The sequence below is a fragment of the Nocardioides marmoribigeumensis genome, from assembly GCF_031458325.1.
GTDB classification, from domain to species: Bacteria; Actinomycetota; Actinomycetes; order Propionibacteriales; family Nocardioidaceae; genus Marmoricola_A; species Marmoricola_A marmoribigeumensis.
Window position 1 is genome coordinate 3,418,470 of record NZ_JAVDYG010000001.1, and the last position, 22,141, is coordinate 3,440,610.

The 22,141-nt window shown below is 73.6% G+C and carries 17 protein-coding genes; 11 read left to right on the plus strand and 6 right to left on the minus strand.

From position 1 onward, the window contains the following. Nucleotides 1-21 precede the first annotated feature (21 nt). Genes J2S63_RS16260 through J2S63_RS16270 form a run of 3 tightly spaced genes read left to right on the plus strand, consistent with a single transcriptional unit; the run spans nt 22 to nt 3,250 of the window. A complete protein-coding gene (locus J2S63_RS16260; RefSeq protein WP_310304352.1) occupies nt 22-1,197 on the plus strand; it encodes a cysteine desulfurase family protein in 1,176 nt (391 codons plus the stop codon). Then, nucleotides 1,194-2,276 (plus strand): tRNA 2-thiouridine(34) synthase MnmA, encoded by a 1,083-nt coding sequence (gene mnmA, locus J2S63_RS16265; RefSeq protein ID WP_310304354.1) that lies wholly within the window; start codon nt 1,194-1,196, stop codon nt 2,274-2,276. Before J2S63_RS16260 ends, mnmA begins: the two co-directional genes overlap by 4 nt. Continuing rightward, the gene (locus J2S63_RS16270; RefSeq protein WP_310304356.1) at nt 2,273-3,250 is read left to right on the plus strand and encodes a uroporphyrinogen decarboxylase/cobalamine-independent methonine synthase family protein; all 978 of its coding nucleotides are present in this window, start codon (nt 2,273-2,275) and stop codon (nt 3,248-3,250) included. Before mnmA ends, J2S63_RS16270 begins: the two co-directional genes overlap by 4 nt. 21 nt (nt 3,251-3,271) lie before the next feature. Here J2S63_RS16270 and J2S63_RS16275 read toward each other — a convergent pair whose 3' ends face one another. Beyond that, nucleotides 3,272-4,126: an ERCC4 domain-containing protein gene (locus J2S63_RS16275; protein WP_310304357.1), complete on the minus strand. Its 855-nt coding sequence runs from the start codon at nt 4,124-4,126 to the stop codon at nt 3,272-3,274. Nucleotides 4,127-4,417: 291 nt separating this feature from the next. On the opposite strand from J2S63_RS16275, the gene J2S63_RS16280 reads away from it, so the two are divergent. Both J2S63_RS16280 and J2S63_RS16285 read left to right on the plus strand, forming a co-directional pair. Then, nucleotides 4,418-5,914 carry a sulfatase family protein gene (locus tag J2S63_RS16280; protein ID WP_310304359.1) on the plus strand — a complete coding sequence of 499 codons (1,497 nt, stop codon included), beginning with the start codon at nt 4,418-4,420 and terminating at the stop codon, nt 5,912-5,914. A 69-nt stretch (nt 5,915-5,983) separates the two neighbouring features. Continuing rightward, nucleotides 5,984-7,489 (plus strand): hypothetical protein, encoded by a 1,506-nt coding sequence (locus tag J2S63_RS16285; protein WP_310304361.1) that lies wholly within the window; start codon nt 5,984-5,986, stop codon nt 7,487-7,489. 54 nt (nt 7,490-7,543) lie between these two features. On the opposite strand, the gene J2S63_RS16290 is transcribed toward J2S63_RS16285, so the two are convergent. The 4 genes from J2S63_RS16290 to J2S63_RS16305 all read right to left on the minus strand — a co-directional run bounded on the left by J2S63_RS16290 (nt 7,544) and on the right by J2S63_RS16305 (nt 11,937). Continuing rightward, nucleotides 7,544-9,139 carry an MFS transporter gene (locus J2S63_RS16290; protein ID WP_310304363.1) on the minus strand — a complete coding sequence of 532 codons (1,596 nt, stop codon included), beginning with the start codon at nt 9,137-9,139 and terminating at the stop codon, nt 7,544-7,546. Then, the gene (locus tag J2S63_RS16295) at nt 9,136-9,792 is read right to left on the minus strand and encodes a TetR/AcrR family transcriptional regulator (protein WP_310304365.1); all 657 of its coding nucleotides are present in this window, start codon (nt 9,790-9,792) and stop codon (nt 9,136-9,138) included. The genes J2S63_RS16290 and J2S63_RS16295 overlap by 4 nt, the downstream gene beginning before the upstream one ends. A gap of 119 nt (nt 9,793-9,911) precedes the next feature. Then, nucleotides 9,912-11,213, minus strand: a complete 1,302-nt coding sequence (locus tag J2S63_RS16300; protein WP_310304367.1) for a TolB family protein — start codon at nt 11,211-11,213, stop codon at nt 9,912-9,914. A gap of 61 nt (nt 11,214-11,274) precedes the next feature. Further along, entirely contained in the window at nt 11,275-11,937 is a 663-nt protein-coding gene (locus J2S63_RS16305; protein ID WP_310304369.1) for an alpha/beta hydrolase, read from the minus strand. A 53-nt stretch (nt 11,938-11,990) separates the two neighbouring features. Between J2S63_RS16305 and ligA the strand changes: the two genes are divergently transcribed. Together ligA and J2S63_RS16315 are read left to right on the plus strand one after the other, a co-directional pair. Further along, nucleotides 11,991-14,120 (plus strand): NAD-dependent DNA ligase LigA, encoded by a 2,130-nt coding sequence (ligA, locus tag J2S63_RS16310; protein WP_310304371.1) that lies wholly within the window; start codon nt 11,991-11,993, stop codon nt 14,118-14,120. A 151-nt stretch (nt 14,121-14,271) separates the two neighbouring features. Then, on the plus strand, nt 14,272-17,064 hold the full coding sequence (locus tag J2S63_RS16315; protein ID WP_310304373.1) for a choice-of-anchor G family protein: 2,793 nt from the start codon (nt 14,272-14,274) through the stop codon (nt 17,062-17,064). Between the two features lie 6 nt (nt 17,065-17,070). On the opposite strand, the gene J2S63_RS16320 is transcribed toward J2S63_RS16315, so the two are convergent. Continuing rightward, on the minus strand, nt 17,071-18,423 hold the full coding sequence (locus J2S63_RS16320) for a cytochrome P450 (RefSeq protein ID WP_310304375.1): 1,353 nt from the start codon (nt 18,421-18,423) through the stop codon (nt 17,071-17,073). 82 nt (nt 18,424-18,505) lie between these two features. Between J2S63_RS16320 and J2S63_RS16325 the strand changes: the two genes are divergently transcribed. Genes J2S63_RS16325 through J2S63_RS16340 form a run of 4 tightly spaced genes read left to right on the plus strand, consistent with a single transcriptional unit; the run spans nt 18,506 to nt 22,122 of the window. Beyond that, a complete protein-coding gene (locus J2S63_RS16325) occupies nt 18,506-19,123 on the plus strand; it encodes a TetR/AcrR family transcriptional regulator (protein ID WP_310304377.1) in 618 nt (205 codons plus the stop codon). A gap of 40 nt (nt 19,124-19,163) precedes the next feature. Beyond that, on the plus strand, nt 19,164-19,877 hold the full coding sequence (locus J2S63_RS16330; protein WP_310304379.1) for an Abi-alpha family protein: 714 nt from the start codon (nt 19,164-19,166) through the stop codon (nt 19,875-19,877). After that, nucleotides 19,874-21,130, plus strand: coding sequence for a DUF445 domain-containing protein (locus tag J2S63_RS16335; protein ID WP_310304382.1), 1,257 nt, complete (start codon nt 19,874-19,876; stop codon nt 21,128-21,130). Before J2S63_RS16330 ends, J2S63_RS16335 begins: the two co-directional genes overlap by 4 nt. Nucleotides 21,131-21,159: 29 nt before the next feature. Continuing rightward, entirely contained in the window at nt 21,160-22,122 is a 963-nt protein-coding gene (locus J2S63_RS16340) for a cation diffusion facilitator family transporter (RefSeq protein ID WP_310304383.1), read from the plus strand. Nucleotides 22,123-22,141: the final 19 nt, after the last annotated feature.

The following is a 22,141-nucleotide window of genomic DNA, read 5'->3' on the forward strand; positions in this document are numbered from 1 at the left end:
CACGCCGTACGCTTGAGGGCGATGTCCGCTCCGCCCCGACCCGCCTACCTCGACCACGCGGCGACCACGCCGATGCGTCCCGAGGTCGTGGACGTCTTCTCCGAGCACCTCACCCGCACCGGCAACGCCAACAGCCTGCACGGCGCCGGGCGGGCGGCCCGTCGTGTCGTCGAGGAGTCGCGCGAGCGCATCGCCGCCGCCCTGGGCGCCCGGCCCGGCGAGGTGCTCTTCACCTCCGGCGGCACGGAGTCGGACAACCTCGCGGTCAAGGGCGTGACCTGGGCGCGGCAGTCCACCGACCCCGGCCGCGTCCGCGTGCTCAGCGCCGCGACCGAGCACCACGCGGTGCTCGACCCACTCGACTGGCTGGCCGAGCGCGGGTCCAAGGTCGAGCTGGTGCCGGTCGACGGCAACGGGCGGGTCGACGTGGGGGCCTACGCCCACCTGCTCACCGCCGACGCCGAGTCGGTCGCCCTGGTCTCGCTGATGTGGGCCAACAACGAGGTCGGCACCGTGCAGCCGATCGCCGAGCTGGCGGCGGTCGCGCGCGAGCACGGCATCCCGTTCCACACCGACGCCGTGCAGGCGGTCGGCGCCGTGCCCGTCGACTTCGCCGCGAGCGGCGTCGACGCCCTCACGCTCACCGCGCACAAGATCGGCGGTCCCTACGGCGTCGGGGCGCTGGTCGCCTCCCGCTCGCTCGAGATGTCGCCGCTGCTGCACGGGGGCGGCCAGGAGCGCGGCGTGCGCTCGGGCACGCTCGACGTCCCCGCGGTCGCCGCCTTCGCCAGGGCCGTCGAGCTCGCCGTGGGCGACCAGGAGTCCTACGCCGCCCGGGTGCGGGGGCTGCGCGACGACCTGGTGCAGCGCGTGCGCGCCGTCGTGCCCGACGTGGTGCTCAACGGCGACCCGATCGAGCGGCTGCCGGGCAACGCCCACCTGACCTTCCCCGGCTGCGAGGGCGACTCGCTGCTGATGCTGCTGGACCACCAGGGCGTGCAGTGCTCGACCGGGTCCGCCTGCTCGGCCGGCGTCCCCCAGCCGAGCCACGTGCTGCTGGCGATGGGCCGCACCCCGGCCGAGGCACGCGGCTCGTTGCGCTTCTCGCTGGGCCACTCCTCGACGCCCGCCGACGTCGACGCGGTCGTGGCCGCGATCGGGCCGGCGGTGGAGCGGGCGCGGGCGGCGTTGCTGTGAGGGTCGTCGCCGCCATGTCCGGAGGGGTGGACTCGGCGGTGGCCGCGGCCCGCGCCGTCGAGGCCGGCCACGAGGTCACCGGCATCCACCTCGCGCTGTCGCGCAACCCCGCCTCCCACCGCACGGGGGCCCGCGGCTGCTGCACCATCGAGGACGCCAACGACGCCCGCCGCGCGGCCGACGTCATCGGGATCCCCTTCTACGTCTGGGACCTGAGCGAGCGGTTCCATGACGACGTGGTCGAGGACTTCCGGTCGGAGTACGCCGCCGGCCGCACCCCCAACCCCTGCCTGCGCTGCAACGAGAAGATCAAGTTCGCCGCCGTCCTCGACCGCGCCCTGGCGCTGGGCTACGACGCGGTGGCGACGGGCCACTACGCCTCGGTCCGCCAGGGGCCCGCCGGCCCCGAGCTGCACCGAGCGGTGGATGCGGCCAAGGACCAGTCCTACGTGCTCGGGGTGCTCACCCAGGAGCAGGTCGCGCACTCGCTCTTCCCGCTCGGCGACTCGGTCAAGGCCGACGTGCGCGCCGAGGCGGCCCGGCGCGGACTGCTCGTCGCGGACAAGCCCGACAGCCACGACATCTGCTTCGTCGCCGACGGCGACACCGCCGGCTGGCTGCACGACAGGCTCGGCTCGTCGGCCGGGTCCTTCGTCGACGAGTCCGGGGCCGTCGTCGGCTCCCACGACGGCGCCTTCGCCTTCACCGTCGGCCAGCGGCGCGGGCTGCGGCTCGGCACGCCGGCCCCCGACGGGCAGCCACGGTTCGTGCTCGACATCGAGCCGGTGTCCGGGACGGTGACCGTCGGCCCGCGGGAGGCGCTCGCGATCGACGGGCTGACCGGCATCCGGCCGCGCTGGTGCGGCGCGGCTCCGGCACGCCTGGAGTGCACCGTCCAGCTGCGGGCGCACGGCGCCGAGCACCGGGCCGTGGTCCACGTCGACGGCGACTCGGTCACGGTCGACCTCCTCGACCCCGCGTCCGGCATCGCCCCGGGGCAGGCCGCCGTGGTCTACGACGGCACCCGGGTGGTCGGCTCGTGCACGATCGCCTCGACGCACCGGACGTCGCGGTCATGACCGTCGCGTCCGGGGTCGGGTCGCATCCCGGCGACGACCAGCACGCCTACGACGAGGCGCTGCGCATCGTGCTCGACCTGCTCGGCGGCGACCTGCCCTACCTGCCCGAGGTCCCCGGTCGTGGGGCGGTCGCCGACCTGACCGGTCGCAGCCTCGCGCTGCTCGACTCCCTCGGTGCCGACCTCCAGCCGGCGGGGTGGCGGCTGACCGGCTCCGGCGGCGGCGTCGACCACCGGCGCGCGGTCTCGCTGCTCGCCCAGGACCTCGACGCGCTGGAGGAGCGGACGCAGGACTTCACCGGCTCGTTCAAGGTCCAGGTCGCCGGCCCCTGGACGCTCGCCGCGATGGTCGAGCGGCCGCGCGGCGACCGGGTCCTCGCCGACCACGGCGCGCGGCGCGAGCTGGCCCAGTCGCTCGCGGCGGGCCTCACGACCCACCTGGCCGACCTGCGCCGCCGCGTGCCCGGCGCCTCGCTGGTCCTCCAGGTCGACGAGCCGCTCCTGCCCGCGGTGCTCGGCGGCGGCGTGCCCACCGCCTCGGGCTTCAGCCGGCACCGGTCGGTCGACGCTCCCGCGGCGGCGGCGCTGCTCGAGGAGGTCTTCTCCGCGGCCCCAGCCGACGACGTGGTGGTCCACTGCTGCGCCCCCGAGGTCCCGTTCGTCCTGCTCGCCAGGGCCGGCGACCCCGGCCTCTCGGTCGACCTCGCCGTCCTCACCCCGGGGGAGTACGACGCCCTCGCAGCTGCCGCCGAGCGCGGCCGGCGGGTCCACCTCGGCGTGGTGCCCGGCCTCCGGCCCTCACCCGAGCCCACCGCGTCCTCGGTCGCCCAGCGCGCGGAGCGGTTCTGCGACCTGGCCGGGATCGACCCGGCCTCGCTGGTCCTCACACCGGCCTGCGGGCTCGCCGGCGCGGACCCGGCGTGGGCACGGACGGCCCTGGCCGTCGTACGGGACGGGGCGCGGGCGCTCGGCTGACCCTCGGCCGGAGGTCGCCGCTCAGCCCGTGCCCGTCGCCTGACCGGCCACGACCTCGCCGGTCAGGCCGTCGACCAGCTGGGTGCCGTCCGGGGCCGAGCGCAGGGCGCGCAGCGCGATCGCGCGGCGGTCGTACGACGGGGCGTCGGTCCCGCCCTGGGGTCCGGCCAGGATCCAGCGCCGGGGTGGCCGGGCCGTCCGCGCGGGCCGCTCGGGCGGGGGCTCGCGGTCGGCCGGGCCGACGTACTCCCCGTGCAGGGCCTCGAAGAGCCGGGCGGCCCGGACGCGACCGATGCCGGGGTGGGCGAGGAGCCCGTCGGGGGCCGCGGCGGCGACCGCCGAGAGGCTGCCGAAGGAGTCGAGGAGGCTGCGCGCCATCGCGGCGCTGATCCCGGGCACGACGGAGAGCATCAGCTCGGCCTGGGCGGACGGGTGTCGCGGTGCGCGGCGGCGACCCTCGGTGCGGGTGGTCGGGGCGGACCGTCGCGCCCGCTTGGCGAGCCGGACGACCCACGCCGCGCTGTCCTCGGCATCGAGGCTGTGCAGCACGGTGACGCCGTCCTCGATCAGCCGGCACACGGCACCGCGCCAGGCGTCCTCGCCCATCCCGCGCGGCTCGCCCTCGATCAGCAGCACCGCCTGCGGGAACGCCGACTGCAGGCGGACGGCCTGGTCGAAGATCCGCCCGTCGCGGATGGAGGCGCCCAGGTCGTGGGGTCCCTTCCGCTCCACCGCCAGCCCCGGACCGAGCACGTAGTCGCCCACCGGCAGGTCGGTCAGGCGGACGTCCAGCCCCGCCTCGGCCAGGGCCTCGGCGATCCCGCTCTCGCGCTCCCGGTGGTCGACCAGCACCGGGCCCGTCTCCTCCGTCGCCATGGGACGAGCCTAGGCAGACTGCGTTCACGGTTTTCCGGGACGCGGCTCCCGGTCGGACCTAGCGTTGATCCGGATCTCGGGGGGTGCGCGGTGACGCGACAGTTGTCGTTCGGACGAGAAGAGCAAGGTGGCAGGGGGGCGGCCCGCCGCTCGAGGGGTTCTGCGCGAGCAGTCGCCCTCTGCCTGGTGGCGGCGGGGGTGGCGTTCGGGAGCGGGTCCGGCGCCCTGGCGGGGGCCACGTCCGTCCCGTCCGTCGCCCAGAGGGTCCAGCAACCGCGGCCCAACGTCGTCATGATCATGACCGACGACATGCGCGACGACGACCTGCGCTTCATGCCCCTCACACGGCGGCTGGTCGGCGGCGCCGGGGTCCGGTTCCGCAACAGCTTCTCGCCGTACCCCCTGTGCTGCCCGGCACGCGCCTCCGTGCTCACCGGCCGCTACACCCACAACCACCGGGTCCTCGACGTGGAACCCCCGTGGGGCTTCCCGTCCTTCGACGACCGGTCGACGATCGCCACCTGGCTCAACCGGGCCGGCTACGCGACCGTCTACCTCGGGAAGTACCTCAACGGCTACGGCAAGTGGCCCGCGCCCCGCAGCTCCGGCGGCCGCTCCCTGCACTACGTGCCGCCCGGGTGGAGCGACTGGCGAGCCTCCTTCGACGGAGGGTTCAGGCGCGGCTCCCGCTACGACGGCGGCACCTACCGCTACTTCGACACGACGCTCAGCGCCGACGGACGCGGGTTCACGCCCTACCCGGGCCGCTACCAGTCGCGGGTGTACGGCGACCTCAGCGAGCGGATCATCCGGTCGCGCGCCCGGTCCGACCGTCCCTTCTTCCTCTATGTCAGCTACTCCGCCCCTCACCACGGCCTGCCCGACGAGCCCGACGACCCGCGTCCGGTCCGCCGCGTCGACGGCCAGGTCAGCCGGTTCCCGACCCCCGCCCGCCCGGACGGCGTGAAGGGCAGGTTCGACGCCCGGGTGCGGGAGGCTCCGGGTGCCTCCTGGTCGGACCCCGACTTCAGCGACAAGCCGGGCTACCTGCGCAAGCCGCCGCTGAACCGTGCCGAGAAGCGCGCGCTGCTCGAGGTCACGCGGCAGCGTGCGGAGGCGCTCGCCGTCGTCGACCAGCAGGTGGGCCGGACGATCCGCGCGCTCCGGGTCAGCGGCGAGCTCGGACGCACGCTGGTCGTGTTCACCTCGGACAACGGCTTCTTCCTGGGTGAGCAGCGGATCCGGGAGGGCAAGGTCCTGCCGCACGAGCCCTCGCTGCGCACGCCCCTCCTGGTGCGCGGACCCGGCATCCCGCGCGGAGAGGTGCGTCGCGACCCCTTCATGTCGGTGGACTTCGCCCCGACGATCGCCGCCGCGGCCCGCGTCACGCCGCCGACCTGGACCGACGGCGTCTCGATGCTGGGCGTCGCCCGGCACGGCGACTCCGGCTGGCAGCGGGGAGTGCTCACCGAGACCGGCCCGCGCGGCACCGTCCGCCGGTCCACCGACTGGTCCGGCGAGCCGCTCACCGACGGCGGTGACCGGGACCTGCGCTACCTGATCGGTCTGCGCACCTCGCGCTACCTCTACGTGGACGTGGCCACCGGCTCCAAGGAGCTGTACGACGTCGTGGCCGACCCCCGCGAGTACGTCAACCTCGCGCGCGACCCGTCGTACGCCGGCCTGATGGCGAGCTTCGCCGAACAGCTGAAAGGGTTGCGCAGCTGCAGGGGAGCGGCGTGCCGGACGCCCCTGCCGGACGAGCTGTCCGCGCCGCCGGCCAGCTGACGGGCCGGGTATTTCTCCACATTATCGAACACGCGTTCGTTTGTCGTCGTCACGGGCTAGGGTGGGGGCATGTCCATCGACCTGCGTGAGGCGACCCCGGCCGGCCTGCTGGCCCAGGCCCACGACGCCGCCCGCGCACGCCGGTTGGCGGAGGTCGCCGACCTGGAGGTCCTGGCGCAGTGGGCCGCGATCCACGACACCGACCCCCTCGAGGGACTCTCCCCCCACGAGCAGGACCACGCCCGGCGGATCGGCAAGGTCCTGCGTCAGGTCGGCGGCCCCGGCACACCCGGGGTGCAGGACTTCTGCCTCGGCGAGATCGCCATCGCCCGCGGCGCGGGCCAGACCGCGACCCGCCACACGATGGCCGACGTGCTCGACCTGATCCACCGCCTGCCCCTGACCTGGGCGGTCCTGCAGACCGGGGACGCCGAACCCTGGGTCGCCTGCAAGATCGCCACCCTGTCCCGCCACCTGCCCGCCGACCGGGTCTGGGTCGTGGACCAGGCCGTGGCCCGGGCCATCGCCCACGAGTCGGTCTGGCGCACCCTGGACCTCGCCCGCGCCAAGATCGTCGAGGCCGACCCCGCCGCCCACGAGCAGACCCGCGAACAGGCCGAGCAGACCCGCTTCGCCACGGTCGGGCAGTCCGAGGACGACGGCACCCGGATGGTCGTGGCCAAGGTCAGCGCCGCCGACGGCGCCGGACTGGAGGCCATGATCGAGGCGATCGCCGCCCACGTCCTGACCACCCACCTCGACACCACCCTGGACGAGCGCCGCTCCATCGCCCTGGGCTACTTCGGTCGCCTCGGCCAGCTCCTGCTGCTCCTGCTGACCGGCCTCGCCACCACCACCCCACCCACCGACCCAGCCGACCCCGGCGACCCGACCGAGGACCCGGGAGAGAACCCGGGAGAGGTCGCTCGGGCGTTCGCGATCCCGGCCGAGGTGCTGCAGCTGCTGCGTGACCCCGCGATCGCTTCTCGGATCGCCCCCCAGGCGGTCCTCTACGTCCACCTGCACGAGACCACGCTCCTGACCGGCGAGGGGGTCGCCAGGGTCGAGGGCTTCGGGGCGATGACGCTGTCCCAGCTGCAGGTCCTCCTCGCCGGCCACACCGTGACGGTCAAGCCCGTCATCGACCTGTCCGACCGGGTCCGCACCACCGCCTACGAGCACCCCGAGACCCTCAAGGAACGGGTCCACCTGGTCACCGGCGGGGACTACTGGCCCTACGCCACCTCGACCGCCCGGACCGTGGACTACGACCACCCCACCCCCTACCGACCCGGCGCCCCACCCGACGACCCGCCCCAGACCGGCACCCACAACTCCGGCCCCCTGGGCCGACGACACCACCGGTGGAAGACCCACGCCGGCTACCGCGCACGCCAGTGCGGCGCCGGCCGCTACCTCTGGCAGACCCCCCACGGACTGACCTACCTCGTGGACCACCGCGGCACCCGTACGATCGACCCCGACCACGCCCGCCAGATGTTCCACGCCGGCGACGGCATCGAGCTCTACTTCCCCGAACAACCCCTCACCATCGAGATCGACCTCGACCCCTGACCGCGGCGGAGGACAACGCCTCGGCCCCGTGCATCAGAGGCGCGGTGGGGAGGATCAGTGAGCGGCGGGAGCAGCCCCGGGGCCGCCGCCGGAGCCGAGGTCCTGGTGCTTGATCCGGTTGAACGCGATCGAGATGACACCGGCCGCGGCGAGCATCACCGAGCACCAGAAGAACCCGGTCGTCGCGCCGTGGACGAAGCCGACCCCGAGGACCTCCTGCGAGGGGCCCTTGGCGCAGGTGCCCTGGGCGGCGAGCCCGCGGCACAGCTGGGCGACCTTGTCGTCGCTGGAGTTGAAGGCGATCGTCGCCAGGGTCGCGAGGCCGAGGGCGCCGCCGACCTGCTGCATGGTGTTGAGCACGCCGGAGGCGATGCCGCCGTCGGCGGGGCTGACCCGGTGCAGCACGCTCATCGTGTTGGAGATGAACATCAGGCCCATGCCGACGGGCATCAGCATGATGAACGGCAGCACGTCCTTGGCGTAGGAGATGTCGACGCCGACCCCGCCGGCCAGCGCGTCGTCGTACGGCATGCGGGACATGCCGAACACCGCGACGGCGGCGACGAGCCCACCGATGCCGGCGAGGATGCCGGGGTTGACCTTCTGGACCAGGCGCGAGACCACGACGGCCCACACGACCATGACGACGCTGAACGGCAGGAACATCAGCCCGGTGCGCATGGGCGACTCGCCCATCACGTTCTGGATGACGAGGGTGAGGAAGAAGAACATCGTGAACATCGCGGCGGGCGCCAGCATCATCACGGAGTACGCCGCGGCGCGGTCGCGGTTGGCGAGGATGCGGCCGGGCAGCATCGGCTGCGCGACCCGCATCTCGACGACGACGAACGCCGCGAGGAGCGCGCCACCGACGACCAGTGCGGTGACGGTCCACTGGTCGCCCCAGCCGTAGGACCGGTCGCCGGCGCGGGTGATGCCGTAGACCAGCGACAGCAGGCCCGCCGTGGCGGTGAAGGTGCCCGGGATGTCGAGCCTGCCGGGGTGCCGCTCGCTCTCGGAGAGGACGAACAGCGCACCGAACGCCGCGGCGGCGCCGATCGGGACGTTGATCAGGAAGGTGAGGCGCCAGCCGTCGATCACGGTGCCGAACACCTCGGGACTGGAGCCGGTGAGCCAGCCGCCCAGGAGCAGGCCGACCGCGGCGCCGACGCCCGACATCATCGCGTAGACCGCGAACGCCCTGCTGCGCTTGGGACCAGGCTCGAACGTCGTGTTGATCAGCGCGAGCGCGTTGGGGGAGGCGAACGCGGCGCCGAGGCCCTGCAGGGCGCGGGAGCCGAGCAGCATGGCCTCGTTCTGCGCGAAGCCACCGATCAGCGAGGCGACGGCGAACACGGTCAGGCCGAACACGAACGCCTTGCGGCGCCCGAGCATGTCGCCGACCTTGCCGCCCAGCAGCAGGAAGCCACCGAAGGTGAGGGCATAGGCCGTGATGATCCACGGCAGCGCGTGCGCCGAGAAGTCCAGGTCGGCCTGGATGTAGGGGAGCGCGATGTTGGCGATCGTGGCGTCGAGCACGACCATCAGCTGCGCGGTGCAGATGATGGCCAGCGCCCAGCCCAGGTGCCGGTGGCCGTGGCCCGTTGCGTCGGCGGGGGCGTCGGTGGTGGTCTCGGAGAGGTCGGTCACGGGGTCTCCTGGTCGGGTGAGTGGGGGGTGCTCGCGACCGGTTCGCACCCGGCGGCGGGGAGGATGATCGTGTCGACGATCTCCTCGAGCGTGGAGTGGTCGACCGGCTCGCCCAGCACGAACGACCGGTGCAGCACGATGCCGGCCAGGCTCGCGGTCAGCAGGCCGCCGTCGACGTCGCTGGTGATCTCGCCGCGCTCGCGGGCCCGGTCGATGACCGCCTCGCCCACGCGTCGGCGCTGGTCGACGAACCTGGTGCGGAACTCGGCGGCGAACTCGGGATCGGTGAGCAGGGCGGTGAAGACCGCGGCGACGGCCCGGGTCTCGCGCTGGCCGGGCCCCACCGCCTTGCCGGCCTTGGGGGCGACGAGGGCGAGCAGGTCGGCGCGCAGGCTGCCCTCGTCGGGCACCCGGGCGTCGGTGGCTCCCTTGTGACGCAGGATCGCGTCGACCACGAGGGCCGACTTGGTCTCCCAGCGCCGGTAGAGCGTCGCCTTGCTCGCGTGCGCCCGCTTGGCCACGGAGTCGAAGGTCAGCCGGTCGTAGCCGACCTGGAGCAGCTCGCCGAACGTCGCCTCGAGGATCTCGTCCTCACGCTCGCCCGCGACGCGAGGACGCGTCTGCGGTGAGCGGGGCGTGCTCGACAGCGACATGCAGGGACTCCAGGCGGGGGGATGGAACGGTACGGTTCCGTTTCATCCAGGGTAGCCCGGGTGATGGGCTCCGGTCACGCTGGTCTCGACAGGTCGACCACCGGTGGGATCCCCGTGGCTCAGTACACGGTGGTGACGAAGACGTCCCAGGTGTGGTTGTCCTTGGTGACGGTGTCGAGGTTGGTCGCGCGGGACTGGAACGCGGCGTACTTGCCGTTGGGGCTCAGCGAGGGCGCCGTGGAGTCGCCGTTGCCGGGGACGCCGCCGCTGCCCGAGAGCAGGCGGACCGACCCGTTGCTGCGGTCGCGCAGCAGGATCTGGCCCTGGTCGGAGGCCTGGGCGGCGATGCCGGTGAGGTCGGCGTCCGAGGCGAAGGCGACGTAGCGCCCGTCGCGGGAGATCGACGGTCCCCACGAGCCCTCACCGCGCGCGCCCTGGACGCCCTTCTTGGACACCGAGATGCGCGCGGTCGACCCGCGCTCGCGCACGAACACGTCGCGGACGCCGTTGGTGTCGTTGCCGACCAGGTTGCTCGCCGTGGAGGTGAAGACCACGGTCGGGAAGCAGGTGCCGTCGAGGCAGCGCTTCGCGACGGCAGCGGACCCGGAGGCGCGGTTGGCGATCTTCTCGTCGCGGCTCTGCGAGACCAGGGACGTGCGACCGGCGGTGAGGTCGCGCAGGTAGACGTCCGACCACGTGTTGGTGTCGCGGGGCACGGCCCGCCCGCGGGTCGAGAAGGTGACCAGCTGGCCGTCGGCGCTGATCGAGGGGTGGTCCGAGGGGCTGCCCAGCTGGGCGCCGGAGCTGCTCACCGAGACGCGGGTGACCGCGCCGCTTCGGACGTTGGCGACGAAGACGTCGCGCACGCCGTTGGTGTCGTCCTTGACCCAGTTGCTCGCGTCGGAGGCGAACGCGACCCACTTGCTGTCGGCCGAGAGCCGCGGGTGCATCGAGTCGCCGTCGGGCTCCATGCCGCGCGCGACCCAGCCGACGGAGAAGCACGTGCGCGTGCAGGCGTAGATGTCCTTCTTCTCGTTGTGGTCGGAGTTCCACAGGTTGGAGGCGTCGGTGGCGAAGGCGACGGTCTTGCCGTCGGCGGAGACCTGCACGTCGCTGCTGGCCCCGTCGGCGTCGCCCCCGCCGGGCGGGGTCGAGATCTTGGTGGTGACCCCGTCGCGACGCCGCCAGAACGCGTCGGCGGCCCCGTTGGCGTCCTTGCCGACCACGTCGGTGGCGCTGCTGCCGAAGAAGGCGCGGCCGCCCCCGTCGGGCACCGTCGGGCGCCCGGAGATGCCGGAGGCCTCCTTGCTGACCGCCCAGACGTCCCCCGCCGCGGCGAAGGTCGTGCCCGAGGAGAGCGCGAGCGGGACGCCGACGGCGGCCGCGGCCAGCATGAGCAACGGGGTGCGGGGGAGACTCATGGGGCGATTGTGACTCAGAAGCACCGGTGGTGGCACCGAAATCGGACGAACCGGTGATGCCTCAGCGCAGGTACATCGCCAGCACCTGCCGGCGCACGGTCGCGTTCCAGCTGGTCAGCCCGTCCATCATCGTGTGACCGCGCGCGCCCATGTCGACCATCTCCACGTGGGAGGCGACGCCCACCGCGCGCTGGAGCAGCGCCTCGGTCTCGGCGTACGACGTCACGCTGTCCTCGCGACCGTGCAGCGCCACGAGCTCCTTGCCCCGCACGGGCTCGACCGGCTCCCCGAGGGGGAACCACGGCGCCATCCCGACGACCCCCCGCACGAGCGGGTCGTCGGCGACGGCCAGGGCGGTGCGGGCGCCCATCGAGTGGCCGAGCAGGACCACGCCGCGGGGACGGGGGTAGCGACGGCGGGCCTCCTCCAGCGCCCAGCGGGCGTCCCGGACCGGGGCCGGGCACGGGTCGCCCGGCCCGAGGTTCCAGCCGACCTGGCGGTAGCGCAGCATCCACAGGTCGAGCCCCGCGCGGTGCAGCCCCGGCGCGACGTGCCGGGCCAGCAGCCGGGCGCGCAGCCAGGGACGACTGCTCCAGGTGACCCGGGCACGGTCCTCCTCGGCCCCTCCGTGCAGGAGGAGGACGAGCCCGCGCGGCGTGCGCCCGACGTGGTGGCGACCCGGCCGCTCCAGGAGCAGGGGAGCCTGCTGCGGGTCGTCGGTCACGCTCCATGTGTACCGGACGCGCCCATGTCGGTGGCGGTGGGCAGGATGGGGCCATGCCCGACGACGCCCAGCAGGCCGAGCCCGTGACCGACGTCTCCGCCGAGGTGCGGTCGGAGCACCGCGAGCTCGCCGAGCAGGTGGACGACGCCCGGTGGCGCTACTACGTCCTCGACCGGCCGACCGCCTCCGACGCGGAGTTCGACGGCTGGATGCGACGGCTCGAGGAGATCGAGGAGGCCCACCCGTCGCTGCGCACGCCCGACTCCCCGACCCAGCGGGTCGGCGGCGCGGTCTCGACCGAGTTCACCGCCGTGGACCACCTCGAGCGCATGATGAGCCTCGACAACGCCTTCAGCCTCGAGGAGCTCCAGGCGTGGGAGGCCCGGCTGCGCCGCGAGGGCGTCGGGGACGCCGACTACCTCTGCGAGCTCAAGGTCGACGGCCTGGCGATCAACCTGCTCTACGAGGACGGCCGGCTGGTCCGTGCGCTGACGCGGGGGGACGGTCGCACCGGCGAGGACGTCACCCCCAACGTCCGCACGATCGACAACATCCCCGACCGGCTCACCGCCACCGAGGAGTTCCCTGTGCCCGCGCGGGTCGAGGTGCGCGGCGAGGTGTTCTTGTCGGTGGCGGCCTTCGAGCGGCTCAACGCCTCGTTGCTCGACGCCGGCAAGCCGGCCTTCGCCAACCCGCGCAACTCCGCGGCCGGCTCGCTGCGCCAGAAGGACCCGCGGGTCACCGCGAGCCGCGAGCTCGCGATGGTGTGTCACGGCATCGGCTTCCGCGAGGGCTTCGAGGCGCAGCGCCAGTCCGAGGCCTACCGCGCCCTCGAGGCCTGGGGTCTGCCGGTGAGCACGCACACCTTGGTGGTCAAGGACCTCGCAGCCGTCATGGACTACGTCGAGCACTACGGCGAGCACCGCCACGACGTCACCGAGCACGAGATCGACGGGGTCGTCGTCAAGGTCGACCAGGTCGCGCTGCAGCGCCGGCTCGGCTCGACCTCGCGGGCCCCGCGGTGGGCGATCGCCTTCAAGTACCCCCCCGAGGAGGTCAACACCGAGCTCCTCGCGATCGAGGTCAACACCGGCCGCACCGGCCGGGTCACGCCCTTCGGTCGCATGCGGCCGGTGGTCGTGTCCGGGTCGACGGTCGAGATGGCCACGCTGCACAACGCCTCGGAGGTCAAGCGCAAGGACGTGCGCCCCGGCGACACGGTGATCCTGCGCAAGGCCGGCGACGTCATCCCCGAGATCGTCGGGCCTGTGCTCGACCTGCGGCCCGAGGGGCTGGCGGAGTGGGTGATGCCCACCGAGTGCCCGTCGTGCGGCACGACGCTGGCCCAGCAGAAGGAGGGTGACGCCGACCTGCGCTGCCCCAACCACCGCTACTGCGAGGCCCAGGTGCGTGAGCGCGTCTTCCACGTCGCGGGGCGCGGTGCGTTCGACATCGAGGGGCTCGGCTACGAGGCGGCGATCGCGTTCCTCCAGGCGGGGGTGATCGCCGACGAGGGCGACGTGTTCGACCTCGACGAGGCCAAGCTCAAGCAGACCGACCTGTTCACGCGCGCCCCCAAGAAGGGGGAGGAGGGCCCGCAGCTGTCGGCCAACGGCCGGCGCCTGCTCGACCACCTCGCCGAGCGCAAGGACGTGCCGCTGTGGCGGGTCCTGGTGGCGCTGTCCATCCGCCACGTCGGGCCGACGGCCGCCCGCGCGCTGGCCACGTCGTTCGGCTCGCTCGACGCGATCCGCGCGGCGTCGCTGGAGGAGCTGGCCGGCGCGGAGGGGGTGGGCCTGACCATCGCCGAGGCGGTCAAGACGTGGTTCGAGGAGGACTGGCACGTCGACATCGTCGAGAAGTGGCGCGCCGCGGGGGTCTCGCTGGAGGACGAGGTCGACGAGTCGACCCCCCGCACGCTCGAGGGGCTCTCGGTCGTGGTGACCGGGTCACTGGGCGGCTGGAGCCGCGACGAGGCCAAGGAGGCGATCCTGGCCCGCGGCGGCAAGGCCGCCTCGTCGGTGTCGAAGAACACCGCGTTCGTCGTCGTCGGCGACGCGCCCGGGTCGAAGTACGACAAGGCGCTCAGCCTCAAGGTGCCCGTCCTCGACGAGGACGGGTTCAGGGTCCTGCTCGAGCAGGGTCCCGAGGCGGCACGGGAGGTCGCCCAGGTCGGCGAGTGACCCGTTCGGACCGGGCGCACGCGTCAACTGGGTCATCTGTCCTAGTTTGTCGCGCAAACCGCTCCGCGGCGGCTCCCGGCGGACGATCATGGGACGGACACAGGTGCTCCGTGGGGTTCGGCGCGCCTGTCTCGGGTTGGGAGGCCCTCACATGTTCCGTGCGTCCGCACGCGCGCTCGTCGCACCCGTCCTCGCCACCGCGCTCGGCACCGCCGGCCTGGTCCTGGCGCCGCCCGTCGACGCGATTCCCGTCGTCGCGCAGTCCGAGGGCCGGTTCGTCTCCGGCACGGCCGGCGCGACCGACCTGACCACGCTGCCCGACGCCTCGTCGGCGCTGGCGATCGTGCCCGGCACGCCCGGCCCGGTCGTCGTGCCCGTCGGCGCCGGCAGCCTCGACGCCGCCCCCGGCCTTGCCGGCGTGGTGCGCTACGGCGCGGCCAACCAGGTGGCGGGGGCCTCGGCCTCCGGCTCCTCCTGGTCGGCCTCCGGCGCGGTGACCGACGCCGGCGACATGGACCTCGGGGGGCAGCACCCGGCCTCGGTCTCGCTCGACCTCGCACCGTTCCTCGCCGACGTCCCCGCGGTCGGCTCCGCGCTGAGCGGTCTCCAGGTCAGCCTGGCCGGTGTGGCCGCCAAGGCGACCCAGGCTGCGGGCACCGACGGCGCCCAGTCCGGTGACTACGCCATCAAGGGCGGCCGCCTCGTGCTCACCAGCCCGACGCTGGCCGACCTCCCCGGCACGGTCAGCGCCGCGGTCGCCCCCGTGCAGGCGGCCGTCGACGGGCTCGCCGGTCCCACCGGCGGCCTGGCCACCGCGCTCTACGGCATCCCGGTCGTCTCCGACGTGCTGGGCGCGCTCACCGGCGCCCCGACGACGGTCTCGACCGTCACCGCCGACCTGGACGCCGTCGTCACCCCGCTGCTCGGCGCGCGCACCTCGACCGACGGCCTGGTCACCTTCGACCCGGCCACGGGCAAGGTCACCGTCGACCTCGGCGCCCTGACCGGCGGCGCGGACGGGCTCAACGGCCTGCCGGTCGACACCGAGGTGATCACCCCCTCGGTCCTGGCCGCCGTCACCAGCCGCCTGTCCACGCTGGTGCAGGACCTGGTCGCCGACGTGCAGTCAGCGGTGGAGTCCGCCGTCGCCGGAGCGCAGGTCAGCCTGACGTCCACGCAGGGCGTCGTCACCGGCCTCCTCGCCACGGGCATGGCCCTCACCACCACCGGCACGCTGGGCCAGGTGCTCGACGGCACCGCGACCACGACCCAGGTGCTCACGCTGCTCGGCGTGACCCAGACGCTGTCCAAGGCCACCCTGCTCACCGCGCTCGCGGGCCCGGTCACCTCCGCGCTGACCGACGGGGCGCTCCCGGCGCTGGTGACCGACCTGCTCGACGGCGTGCTCACGCCGCTGACCGACCTCGTCCTGCCCGGCCTCGACGCGCTGCCCGACCTGCTCTCGCTCGTGGTCAACCACCAGGAGACCGCCTCGGGCGCCTTCACGCAGTCGGCCGCGGTCGCGACCGTGCTGCCGTCGGCGCCGACCTCGCCGGGCAAGGCGTCCTTCGCCAACGCCAGGACGGGCAGGAACAACGGCCCCGCTCCCGACGCGGCGCCGGTGCTCGACACGATCGACCCCTCATCCGGCCCGACCGCCGGTGGCCAGTCGGTCTCCCTCACCGGCTCCGGCTTCGAGGCGGGGATGGCCGTCCGCATCGGCGACAACGACGTGACGGGCTCCTCGGTGGAGGTCACCTCGCCCAACGCCCTCACCTTCACCACGCCGGCCCACGCCGCCGGTGACGTCTCCGTCACCGTCGTCGCCAGCCACGGCACGAGCAACGCGCTCTCCTACCGCTACGTGCCGCCGCCCACCCTCACCACGGTCGCGCCGATCGCCGGGCCCGCCAACGGCGGCGCCAAGGTCCACCTGCTCGGTGGCGGGTTCGTCCCGGGTGGCACCTCGGTCGTCCTCGGCGGTCTCACGGTCGGCCCGTCCGCCGTGCACGTGGTCACGCCCCAGCGGCTGTGGCTCCGCTCGCCGCGGCACGGTGCCGGCATCGTCGCCGCGACCGTCTCCACGATCGGCGGCACCAGCGGCACGAAGCCCTACGTCTTCCTGCCCAAGCCGACGCTGACCCGCATCAAGACCAGCGGCGGCGGGTCGACCGCCGGCGGCACGGTCGTGATCCTGCGCGGCTCGGGCTACCGCGCCGGCGCCACCCACGTGCTGGTCGGCTCGCAGGTCGTCCCGGCCACCTCGGTCGACGTGCGCTCCTCGACCGAGCTGCGCTTCACCACGCCGGCCCACCCCCGTGGCGGCGCGCAGCTGCGGGTGGTCAACCCGGCCGGGATGAGCGGCTACAAGACCTTCACCTACACCCGCGGGTCCGCGGTCAGGCCGCGGCTCACCCGGCTCAACCGCTCCGCGGTCAGCACCACGGGCGGCCAGCTCCTGGTGCTCAGCGGCTCGGGCTTCGTGCCCGGCAGCACCTCGGTGCGCTACGGCGGGACGACCGTCGGGCCGGCATACGTCCGCGTGCTCTCGCCCTCCCGCCTCTCGGTGCTGACCGCGGCAGCCGGCGCGGGTGCGGCCAAGGTCTCCGTCGTCACGCGCGGCGGCCGCTCGGGCGCGCGCCAGGTCTCGGTCCGCGCGCCCCGGCCCCGGGCGGCGCTCAGGCCGACCTTCGGCGGGCCCACCCAGAGCCCCGACCTGGCCCCGCTGTTCACCGGTCGCGGTCGCCCGGGCGCCACGGTCACGGTGTACGCCGACGGGCTGGCCTGGTGCTCGACCACGGTCGGCGCCGACCGCAGGTGGCAGTGCGTCGGGTCCCGGCCGCTGCTGCGCGGTGTCCACCGGGTCGCCGCCCGGCAGGTCCGCGACGGCTGGTCGCCCTCGCAGCTGACCGGCTGGCTGAAGGTGACCGTCGGCCCGGCGTGACCTGCCTCAGGCGACCGGCCGCGGCCTGAGGTCGACCGGCAGGCCGTCGGAGGGGAACGGCAGGGACGTGTAGTCGATCGGGCAGACGTAGCCCGGGTCGACCCGCCACTCGAAGCGGCGCAGGAGGTGGCTCATCACGGTGAGCACCTCCGCGCCGCCGAAGTGCATCCCGAGGCACTTGTGGACGCCACCGCCGAAGGGGTGCCACGCGTAGCGGTGCACCTTGTCCTCGCGCCGCCCCTCGGCGAACCGCTCGGGGTCGAACCGCTCGGGGTCGCGCCAGACCTCGGGGCTGTGGTGGGTGAACAGCGGCGCGGTCATCACGAAGCTGCCGGCCGGGATGCGGTGCCCCAGCACGGCGGTGTCCTTGACCGCCTGGCGCGCCACGACCGGCACGGGGGTGACCAGGCGCATCGACTCGCGCATGACGAGGTCGAGCGAGGGCAGCGCGGCGTGGTCCGCGCGGGTGGGGCGCGACCCGAGCGCGAGCACCTCGGCACGGCAGCGGTCCTGCCAGTCGGGGTGCTGCCCGAGGTGCTGCATCATCGCGCTCAGCGTGATCGTCGAGGTGTCGTGGGCGGCCATGAGCAGGAAGATCATGTGGTTGACCACGTCGGCGTCGGTGAACACCTCGCCCTCCTCGGAGCGGGCGTGGCACAGCGCGCTGAACAGGTCGTCGGTCTCGACCGCCCGCGCCCGGGGCAGGTGCTCGCGCAGGAAGTCCTCGAGCAGGATGCGGCCGCGCAGCCCGCGCCGCCACCGCGTGCCGGGCAGCGGCACCCGGACCACCGACGTGGCCGCCTGCACGCAGTCGACGAAGGCCCGGTTGAGGGCCGCCATCCGCTCGGGCGAGGCGTCGGTGCCGCCCATGAAAAGCCGGGTCGCGAGGTCGAGGGTCAGCTCCTTGAGGGCGGGGTACGCCGCGAAGCCGCCGGTCGGGCGCCAGGTGTCGAGCGAGGCGTCGACGGGCCCGTGCATGGCGTCGGTGGAGCGGGCGATCCGGTCGGCGGTGAACGCCTGCTGCATGATCCGGCGGTGGCGGTGGTGCTCCTCGCCGTCGAGCAGCATCAGGCCCCGGTCGAAGAACGGCCCGACCAGGTAGCTCCAGCCCGGCCCGCTGGCGAAGGCGTGGTCTGCGTTGCGGAACACCGCCTCGGAGGCGTCGGGGCCGAGCAGGCAGGTCCAGCGGCGACCCGCCGCGCCCAGCCAGGAGACCGGGCCGTGCTCGGCGTACACCTCGTCGAAGAGGCCCAGCGGATCGCGGACGTAGCGCAGGGTGTGGCCGATCCACGGCAGCCCCTGCCGGCCGGGCGGGAGGGGGAGCGTGGCGGGGTCCTGCACCGTGCGGCTGGGGCTCATGGCACCTGATCATCAATCTGACAGGAGGCCCTGTCAACATCCGCCGCGGCTGCGACACGGCATGACAGGGCAAGATGCGCCCATGGGAGCAGGAGAGGGTCGGGCCTACCGCGGCGTGAGCGCGGGGGACCGCACCGCCGCGCGGCGGGCCGCGCTGCTCGAGGCCGCCCTCGACCTCCTCGGGGGCGACCCGCCGGCCGCGGCCACGATGACTGCCGTGTGCGAGCGGGCCGGGCTCACCGAGCGCTACTTCTACGAGAGCTTCCGCAGCCGCGACGAGCTGCTCGTGGCCCTGCTCGACCAGGTCGCCGGCGAGGTGCTCTCGGCCACCGTCGCCGTGCTCGACGAGGAGGGCGGCGCCGACGTGCTGGTCCGCCGCGGCCTCGAGGCGCTGGTCGCCGTGCTCGGCGGCGACCCGCGCAAGGGCCGCTTCGCGCTGGTCACCTCGCTCGAGGTGCCGGTCCTGCGCGAGCGCCGGGCGGTGCTGCTGACCGACTTCGAGCACCTGCTCGCCGAGCGCACGCGCCGGCTGTACGGCGACCGCGCCTGGGTCGCGCCCGACGACCGGATCGAGGCGCTGCTGTTCGTCGGCGGGCTGGCCGAGCTGCTCGCGGCGTGGCTGGCCGGCACCGTGCCGGCGACGAGGGAGCAGGTGGTCGCCGCGGCCGCCCGCCACTACGAGGCGACCGCGCACCGCTGATTCACCGGCCCGGAACTCCTTCCGTGGCTACGATCCCGCCATGGCCCGACCCGTCCGACCCACCGCGCTGGTCCGGCTCCCCGCCACCGCCCTGCGCACCGGCGCCCGCGTGGGGCTCGGGGTCGCCGGGTGGTGGGAGCGGCAGACCATGTCGCTGCTGGGCTCGCGCATCGACCACGCCCGCGAGCGACGCGAGCTCGCCGCCGGGCCGAGCGGGCCGTCGTACCCCCCGACGCGGAAGGACGCCGACGAGCTCGGGCCGCGCATGCGCGCCCTGCTCGACCGGGCGCTGGCCAACACCCCGGCCGACAGCAGCCTCGACCTCTACCACCGCATCCTCGACCAGATCGGCCCCGACGAGGCGCGCATCATCGGGGCCCTGTCCGACGGGCACGCCTCGGCGCTGCTGCACGTGCGCCCGCTGTCACCGGCCGGGATCCTCGGCGACCCCACGCTGGAGAACGCCTCGCTGATCGGCAAGCTGGCCAACGTCTCGCTGCCGCAGCTCACCCCGCAGTACGTCACGCACCTGCTCGCCCTCGGCCTGGTGCAGATCGGGCCGGAGCGGTCCTCGCTCAAGGACGACTACCAGATCCTGATGGCCGACCCGGGCGTGCTGAAGGCCTCCAAGCGGGCCAGCCGCGGGCCGATCGCCCCGCGCTACGAGAAGCACACCCTGCGGCTCTCGCCGCTGGGCCGGTCGCTGTGGGAGGCCTGCTTCCCCGACCCCGGCTCCGGTACGGCGGACGCGTGAGCGCCGACGTCGTCCTGCCCTACCTGCAGTCGTGGTCGCAGATCACCCACGACGTGGGGCGCTACTGGTACGTCTACGCCTCCATGCCGCTCATCGCGGCCCTCATCGGCTACGTCACCAAGCTCGTTGCGCTGGAGATGCTCTACCGCCCGCTGGAGTTCGTCGGCGTCGGGCCGTTCGGCTGGCAGGGCGTCGTCCCGCGACGGGCCGGCAAGGTCGCGGCGATCACGATCGAGCTGCTCACCGAGAACCTCCTCAAGCCCGAGGAGCTGCTCGACCGCTTCGACCCGCACGAGGTCGCGGAGGAGCTGCGCGGCCCGCTCAACGAGGCGGTCGAGGAGATCGCGCGGGAGGTGATGGAGGACTACCGGCCCGGCCTGTGGGACAGCCTGCCCGCCGCCGCCCGCAACGCCCTGGTCAACCGTGTGCACGCCCAGGCCCCGCAGATCATCGACAACCTGATGACCCAGATGCGGGCCCAGCTCGACTCCGTGGTCGACCTGCAGTTCCTCACCGTCACCACCCTGGTGCGCAACAAGGCCCAGCTCAACGAGCTGATGCGGCGTACGGGCGGGTCGGCGATGGCGTTCGTACGCCGCAGCGGCGTCTACTTCGGCTTCCTCATCGGCCTGGTGCAGATGATCGCGTGGGCCACGATCCACAACATCTGGATCATGCCGGTCTTCGGCTTCATCACCGGCTTCGTCAGCGACTGGCTGGCGCTCAACATGCTGTTCCGGCCCAAGCAGCGACGCTCGTTCCTCGGGATCTCGTTCCAGGGCGTGCTGCAGGTCAAGCGCGAGGAGATCACCCGCGACTACGCCGAGATCATGGCGACCGACCTCTTCGCGCCGTCCGTGCTGTTCGAGGCCGTGCTCAACGGCCCGGGCGCCGACCGCCTGTTCCACATGGTCCAGCGCGAGGTCGCCCAGGCGATGGACCAGCAGGGCGGCACGCTGGTCCAGCTGACCGTCGGCACGCAGCGCTACCGCGCGCTCAAACAGAAGATCTCCGACCGCGTGATCGCGCGGATGACCGACAGCTTCGCCGACTTCGAGGCCTACGCCGCCCGCAAGCTCGCGGTCGAGGAGCTGCTGCAGGAGAAGATGGACCAGCTGTCCAACGACGAGTTCGAGTCGATCATGCGGCCGGTCTTCAAGGACGACGAGTGGCTGATGATCTCGGTCGGGGCGATCCTCGGCTTCCTGGTCGGCGAGCTCCAGGTGGAGATGATCCACCTCCTCACCGGGTAGCCACCTCCGTGACGGGGTAGGACTGCCTCGTGCCCGAACGCCTCGCCGACCAAGGTGCGGAGAACCTCGCCGGTGGCGGTGAGAGCACCCGCACCGTCATCATCGCCTTCTTCGCCAACCTCGCCATCGCCCTGGCCAAGAGCGTCGTGGCCGCGATCAGCGGCTCCGCCTCGATGCTCGCCGAGGCGGCTCACTCGTGGGCCGACACCGGCAACCAGGTGCTGCTGTTCATCGCCGACCGGCGGGGGCGCAAGGACCCGGACGCCACGCACCCGTTCGGCTACGGCCGCGAGGCCTACGTCTGGTCGATGTTCGCCGCCCTCGGGCTGTTCACCGTCGGTGCCGCGGTCTCGGTGTGGCACGGCATCGACCAGCTGATCGCGGGTGGCGGGGAGGGGGAGTACACCTGGGCCTACGTCGTGCTCGGGGTCTCCTTCCTGTTCGAGGGCGCGTCGTTCCTGCAGGCCTTCCGGCAGACGCGCAGCGAGGCCGACCACCTCGACCGCGAGGTGCTCGACCACGCCCTGCGCACCTCCGACCCGACGCTGCGCGCCGTCTTCGCCGAGGACTCCGCCGCCCTGGTCGGCCTGGTGATCGCGGCCGTCGGTGTCGGGCTGCACCAGCTGACCGGCCAGGCCGCGTGGGACGCGATCGGCTCGATCCTGGTCGGCTTGCTGCTCGCGGTCGTCGCCCTCGTGCTCGTCCGCCGCAACCTGCGCTTCCTCACCGGGGAGGAGAGCGACCAGCGGCTGCGCCAGGCGGCGATCTCCACGGTCAAGTCGATGGACTCCGTCGAGCGCGTGACCTACCTCCGCATGGAGTACGTCGGCCCGCGCAAGGTCCTGCTCGTCGCCGCCGTCGACATCCACGGCGACCAGGCCGAGCCCGACGTGGCCCGCCAGCTGCGGGCCGTCGAGGCCGAGCTGGAGAAGGACCCCAACATCGTCGACGCCGTCCTGACCCTCAGCACCCCCGACGAGCAGTCCCTCTGACCCACCTACGATGAGGGCC